Genomic DNA, 6,401 nt, shown 5'->3' on the forward strand with positions numbered 1-6,401 from the left:
ATTTGCTCAAGCTGAGGCTGTAATATCCGGTTACGACAATAATGTAGTTGAATCTATCTCAATTAAGATTTATTAATCCGCAAACTGACGCTCGAAGCTCGAAAGGGCTTTTTTTTAGCCAACCAGACTGGCTGGATGGCCGACCGAAGAAGAAGAGGCTGATATGCGGATCTCGAAACTCCTCAATCCATCGACCTGGCTCGTCGGACAACTCATCTGTCTGCAAGCAGCCTCGGCTCAGACAGTCACAGACAAGGTGGAAACCAAGTTAGGTGGCTGGACTCCTTCGGTACAAACTTCGTACCTGCGCAGTGCCGCCGGTCAGGATTCCGCGTATTATCAATCGGTCGCAGCCATCGAATTCAACCTTGTTCACATGCTCCTCGACTCCAGCAGCTTTCTGTTGTCCACTGGCGTGTCACGCGATCTGGATGCTCTGGAAGAGCGCAACATATGGTCCGCGACCTCCCTGGCTTACATAAGCAGTCCCTACGAAGTCGCCAAAAATCTTGAGTTCCGTTACAGAGGAACAGTAGTCGCGCCCACCAACTCGGAATCCCGAGATTATTTGTCCTATCGCGGTTCTGTGGGAGGCAGCGCAAGCCTGACCCGCAGTTGGAAACGCCTGCCCATCGGCAAGAGCCTGGCCGTCGGCCTTTCGGGCAATGCTTCGCGTAACTTCTTTGAGTATGACGCTTCAGAGAACGGCACTCCCAACACGACAGTCGCATTGGGAACAGGTGTATCCGCCGCTCTTGAGGTAACCGATAGCGTTCAGCTTTCCGGTTCTTACGGCTTGAAAAAATCCCGGAAATCAAACGACACCTGGCTCGACACGCGTTACGAGCACAAGCTTGCAGCTGGATACAGCGTAAGCAATCAGCTGGCCTTGAGCGTCAGCCAAGGTACTGAAAACCGTGCCTACAGCTACGATGCGCAAACTGCACAGTTCGCGCTTTATGATTTTCAAACGACGATCTATGAACTTGCGGCGACCTATACGTTTTAATGCATGAGGGTGATCTAGAGGCGCCTTGCCTCGCTGATTGGAAAGGAACTTATATGACGATGTTTAGGGGAACATTTGGAGCGATCCAGACGCTGGCATTAGCCGGTAGTCTTGTGGTCGGCCTTGGCCAGACCGGCTGCGAAAAGAAGCGCGGTCTGCGATTCACCCAAGGGTCAGGGGACAACCTCTACGAAATTAAGCAATTCGAAGGGGACACGTTCACACTCAAAACAGGCGAGAAGCGCTTCAAGGGTCAAACGTCACGCGCTGACGAACTTTTGACTTTGAACGGCTTCGACAAGATCAACAGTCTCGACGCCGTTGAATTCAAGATTGAAGATGGCCTCTTCGCAGGCATCGACATCTCCGACTTCAACTTCTACGGTCGCGAGAACTTCGAGTACACCTTCAAGTACAGCTTCACCGACTACTACGTAATCCTTTCCAAGGTAGCGGCCAAGTCTGACATCCCGAGCCAGGAACTGACCTTTGCCACCGACGCTGGCAACGGCATGTACGAAGTTCCCCTGATGGGTCTTCCCATCTCGCTCTTCACTGTCGAGCAAGTGAAAGACGAGCGCGGCAAGCCTACTCGTCAAATCACAACCTTCGCTCGTGATTACCTGTCGCAGGCGTCTCACTTTAAAGTGAATCCAGGCCAGGTTCAGTACTTCGAAGCGCCTAACAAGCCTGATCTCTTTACTGCAGACTTCTTTAACCCGAATGACGAATGGTTCTTCACCAAGACCCTGGTGGGCCGTTCGATCTCATCGAACGCGATCCTTGGTGAAACAGAGGCTTCGCTCAAAATCAAATTTGCACGTACCAATAACAGTTTGATTGGCGTGGATCTGAACATCGCAAAAGAGCAGCAAGTCCTGGATCCAACCAAGACCATCACCGCTCTTGAAATTCCTGTTCAGTGGGTTGATTTTAAGACCGACACTGCTGGCCCTTCAGCTCGTTTGAAAGAACAGATGCTGGGCGACAAGGAAGGCTCTTCCCGCTTCTGGAAAGAGCGTCAATACGCGCTTGTCGACTTTAACAACGCTGACCGCTTGGACAAGGCGTTTACGCTCGACAACAAACTGGAAAAACTTGAAGTCAGCACTGACTACGTATCGTTCACGATCTATGAGTCGAGCACGGGTAACACCTATAAGTATTCGCTTGCCAAATCCAACCGCCGTGTTGAAGGCCAGCGCATGTATGCTGAAGACACCAAGCTCTTCCACGTATTTGCGGACAAGCGCACTGTGATCAACGGCAACCTTTATACTCAGGAACCGGATCTGAACAAACTGGTCTTCGCCAACCGTTTTTATCCAGAAAACGGCGAGATCGTGTTCCACATCAGCAAAAACACTCCAAATCAGCCTGAGTTCATCGAGGCTATCCAGAATTCAGTTACGGCTTGGGACAAGGCGTTCAAAGAAGCCGGCACTGACATCCGCATTCGTCTGAGTGACGAGCGCGTTGATGTAGGTGACGTACGCTATAACCAGGTTGTCTTCTACGGATACGAAATTGACTCGTCGATGGACGGCGGTATGCTGCTCGGCTTCGGACCTTCGGTCCAGGACAGCCGTTCCGGCCAAACTTTTTCGGCTGCAACTCACATTTATCTGCGTGCTTATCGCGAAGGTATCATTCGCAATATCCGCAACTTCGTCCGTAACGAACTCGGTCTTTACGAAGACAAGACTGTAGGCGGCGTACCTCTTTTCGCAGCGTCTGACGCTGCTCTGGAAGGCGGCACAATCCTGGCTTCGACAGCAGTGATTACGTCGGGTCGCTCGAGTCTTTACAACTATTTCCAATCCACACCCGGTCTCTTCGATCGCGCTCCTGAGGGCATGAAAGAAGGCGTACTCAGCCGCATCGCTCAATTCGACAGCCTTGACTCGCTGCAGAAGGCCAACAAAGCTCGCGAAACAAAGAAAAATGTTATGCAAACCGCCAATGGCCCTGTTTGCGAATTTGCCAATGTCGCTGCATCAGCCAACTCCTGGAGAAAAATCCGCGAGAGCTGTCTCGTTGAAGGCAACCCTTTTGCTGAATACCTGGGCAAATTGAAAGCTGAACATTCGAGCGACCCAAGCGTTCTGAACGGCGAAGGCGAAGAAGAAGCCATCCTTGCTTGTGCTCAGCCTTTGATGAAAGAACTCCTGACATCCACTCTGGTTCACGAAATTGGTCACAACTTCGGTCTGGGCCACAACTTTGCCGCTTCGAGCGATGCCGCTAACTTCGCGAAAGACGAGCAAGGTCGTGTTGCTTATCCATCCTCTTCCGTCATGGATTACCCTGCTCGTGACTTTGACCTCTACGATCGCGTAGGCCCTTACGACGTCGCTGCGATTCGTTACCTTTACGGCCGTAAAGTGGAAACGACCAAAGGTGAGATCCTGGAAGTTCCTGCTAACAAAAGCATCTACAGAGTTGCCAAGGAAGCCAGCACAGAGCTCAAGAACTATGAAATGTGCACAGACGTACTGAATTCGAACAACGAGCCCTTCTTCAACCCTCTCTGTTTGAAGTGGGACATCGGTGCCAAGCCCCAGGAATACGTGAAGTGGGCTATCAGCCAAATTCATGCCGACATTATTCAAAATGGTTACATCTATAACAGCGCTCGTTTCATCGGTTCGGGTGGCGGTTTGAGTTACTTCACGAACTTCAAGCAGATCCATGACCATTTCCGCTTCCTCATCGGTCGTAAGGCCGGCGCATACCTTGAATATGTGACAGATGAAAATGATCTCATTGAAAACGTGATTAAGTCATCCAGAGACAAGACTCTGGCTGACTATTACGAAGCAACTAAATTGATCTTCGACTTTGCTCGTCAGGTTATTGAATTGGCGCCACGCGTTTGTATGCTGACCGTGGACGGTGAAGCCCCCTTCCCCTTCCAGTTCCAAATCCTGCGTAACGCAATTTACGAAACCGAGCAGAAGACCGTTCAGAACTGTAAACAAGCCGAACCTTTCCTTGGTCCATTCTTCGGCTCTGAAGCCGGCCCTGCGACTGTAAAAGCTGAAGACCGCGGTATGGATTTGTTCCCACTTGAACTCAACCTGGACCCAACCAGCGCATCTGACAAACTGAAACGTGGATTCTCGTTCGGGATTTCTGGTGCGGATCTGAGTCCAACCTATTCGTCTGGTGTTGTGAACTATAAGCTGGCTGCCGTTCAGCTCTTAACTGATCGTAATTCGACTCTCGCATCGGTTCAAAACTCTGGTGGTGCTTATAACTTCCTGGACATCCCTTGGTTCAAGAAAACCATCTACGACTCCTTCCTGGCGCAAGCTCTGCTGGGTGTCGATGGTGGCTCGATCGACTCAACCCTGGCTGGCGCGAAGATTCCGTTCTTCCAGGAAACCGGCTCGGTCAACAGTGTAATGCTCAGCTCGTTGTTCAAGGGCTCGAATCTGATCTACAGCCAGGCTTACACCGACGCTCGCAGCTTGACGCCGTCGATCGAGCAGAATACTTCGAACCTCTATAAGTGGGTTCGTGACCAGGGAGATTCCGTGGTGTTCGTGAAGAACGCTAAGAACCAGGTCGTATACGCCTCCAAGGGTTACATCGCAGCGATAATAGATCGCCTTGTTAAGATGAACCAGGTCAGTGCTCTGACCAGCTTTGCTGATGCTAAAGTCAAACCTGTTCTGACTGAACGCCTCAAAGTACAGCTGACGAACCAGAACGAACTCGCAGTGAGCAATCAAGAGAAAATGGTACGCGCCAGCTTCACTTTGCTTGACAGCCTCGGGCTCGCACTCCAGCCTGCTCAGGTAAAAGCTCTGGAACAGCGCTTGGCCAAGTTCACAACCGACACAGGCCTTGCCGCTGAAGGCGTGTCGCTGCAGGACAATGCTCCTGGTATCGTGGACCAGGTTCAAGGCTTCTTGCAGGAAGCGTTGGCAAATCCTGCTTACCAGTCCGTCAAAGAATTCCAAACTCAGTCTGGTCTGGATTTCCAAATCCAGCGCCGGACTCTGCAAGGCTTCGTTGAGACCTTCTAAGTTAAATGCCTACTAGACATCAGGCCCCCGCGTCTTCGGACCGGGGGCTTTTCTTGTTGTTGAGCCTTCGTAACCATCTAATCAAGATAGAGCACTTTACGCACATCTAAGTCATTTTAGCAGTAAATCTTCTTGTCAATTTTTTTACGCCACTTAATCAAATGCGAATCCTTCCATTAGTTGTCCAATTCGGATGAAAACGTTTTTAGTAGACCTAATTTGATCACTGATTGTGGCTTCTAACTACATTTGATAGAGCTAGTTGGCACCGCAGTTTTAAATTTGTACAACAAAGGCTTGGCATGAAGACTAACTCTGTAAAATCTCGAATTATGGGTACCGTGATAGCGGCTTCTATTGCGTGGCAACCTATTTATGGTCAGCGCTTTTCGCTACCTTCCGGAGTAGAAAAGCTTCCTAGTGCACCTAGCGGCGTTCCCGCTATCAATCTGAAACCAGGGCTTTCGGGCGGACTGGGTTCGTTGACTGGCAATACGTCCCAGCTCCCGGGCGTGAAACTTCAAGGAAGCAAATCCTGTAACTCTCCCGACTTTAGTAAATTCAAAGACCTTATTAAAGTTGAGCTAGACAAAGACGCGAAAAACAGTGTTAAAGCACCCATATTCAATGATATTGGCCCTTGCGATTTGGAGCTGTATGCGCAATGCACTCAGACTCTGATGACTGCGCTAAACAACCCTGCCCAAGCACTTGTTGGATTGGACGATGCACGTGACTCTGAAGTAGAACTTGGCTCAAAACCGCAGTATGCTGAACAAGATGTTAGAGCCATCCGTTCTGTTCTCGGACAATTGAATGATGTAAAAGAATCAGTGAAACCCGGATACGATCCTACCAAGTCTTATCGTGCACTCTCAAATGAAGAACGACAGCTAGATACCATCCTCGACATAAGAATTCCGGCGCAAAACGGCGTTCTATCCGCAGAGGATATTGCTACGATAACCTCCATACATCTTGGTTTGTCTTCGCAGTTGGTAGCAATGTCTGAAGCCGCTGACGCAGAACCTTCTTTTGTTAGTTTGGTTAATCCACGTGCTTTGTTACAGGAAATCAATCCGGTTGCTGACTCAGCTTTGGCCTGTTTGTTGGGTTTTAAAAAACCGAACGCAGATCAACCGATCCGTACTGGCAAAAGAAAAGTGATCGGTTACGCCTCGGGCTTCGTCTATGGCGAAGTCGGTGCCGAGAGTCAAGGACTTGTCATTACCTTGGTTGGCGCGGAATGTGTCAGCTATTCTGATACAGTGCTGAAGAAAGTTTAAGAAACTTTTCTACCCAAGTACGAACATGGATTGTCGCGTGACTGGGATGTTGATCCCGACCTTATCCTGCGG

General features: G+C 50.0%; 3 protein-coding genes. All 3 read left to right on the forward strand.

What is annotated here, in order from left to right; translation table 11 throughout:
• Window positions 1–163: 163 nt before the first annotated feature.
• The 3 genes from VFO10_RS01085 (at window position 164) to VFO10_RS01095 (ending at window position 6,329) form a co-directional block, all read left to right on the forward strand.
• Window positions 164–1,009, forward strand: coding sequence for a hypothetical protein (locus VFO10_RS01085; protein WP_325136812.1), 846 nt, complete (start codon window positions 164–166; stop codon window positions 1,007–1,009).
• 53 nt (window positions 1,010–1,062) lie between these two features.
• Window positions 1,063–5,043, forward strand: a complete 3,981-nt coding sequence (locus tag VFO10_RS01090; protein WP_325136813.1) for a zinc-dependent metalloprotease — start codon at window positions 1,063–1,065, stop codon at window positions 5,041–5,043.
• Between the two features lie 302 nt (window positions 5,044–5,345).
• A complete protein-coding gene (locus VFO10_RS01095) occupies window positions 5,346–6,329 on the forward strand; it encodes a hypothetical protein (protein ID WP_325136814.1) in 984 nt (327 codons plus the stop codon).
• Window positions 6,330–6,401 lie beyond the last annotated feature (72 nt).

The sequence above is a fragment of the Oligoflexus sp. genome (assembly GCF_035712445.1).
Taxonomy (GTDB): Bacteria; Bdellovibrionota_B; Oligoflexia; order Oligoflexales; family Oligoflexaceae; genus Oligoflexus.

Coding starts and splice junctions, on each gene's coding strand:
- VFO10_RS01085 (WP_325136812.1), top strand. CDS start 164: ATGCGGATCTCGAAACTCCTCAATCCATCGACCTGGCTCGTCGGACAA.
- VFO10_RS01090 (WP_325136813.1), top strand. CDS start 1,063: ATGACGATGTTTAGGGGAACATTTGGAGCGATCCAGACGCTGGCATTA.
- VFO10_RS01095 (WP_325136814.1), top strand. CDS start 5,346: ATGAAGACTAACTCTGTAAAATCTCGAATTATGGGTACCGTGATAGCG.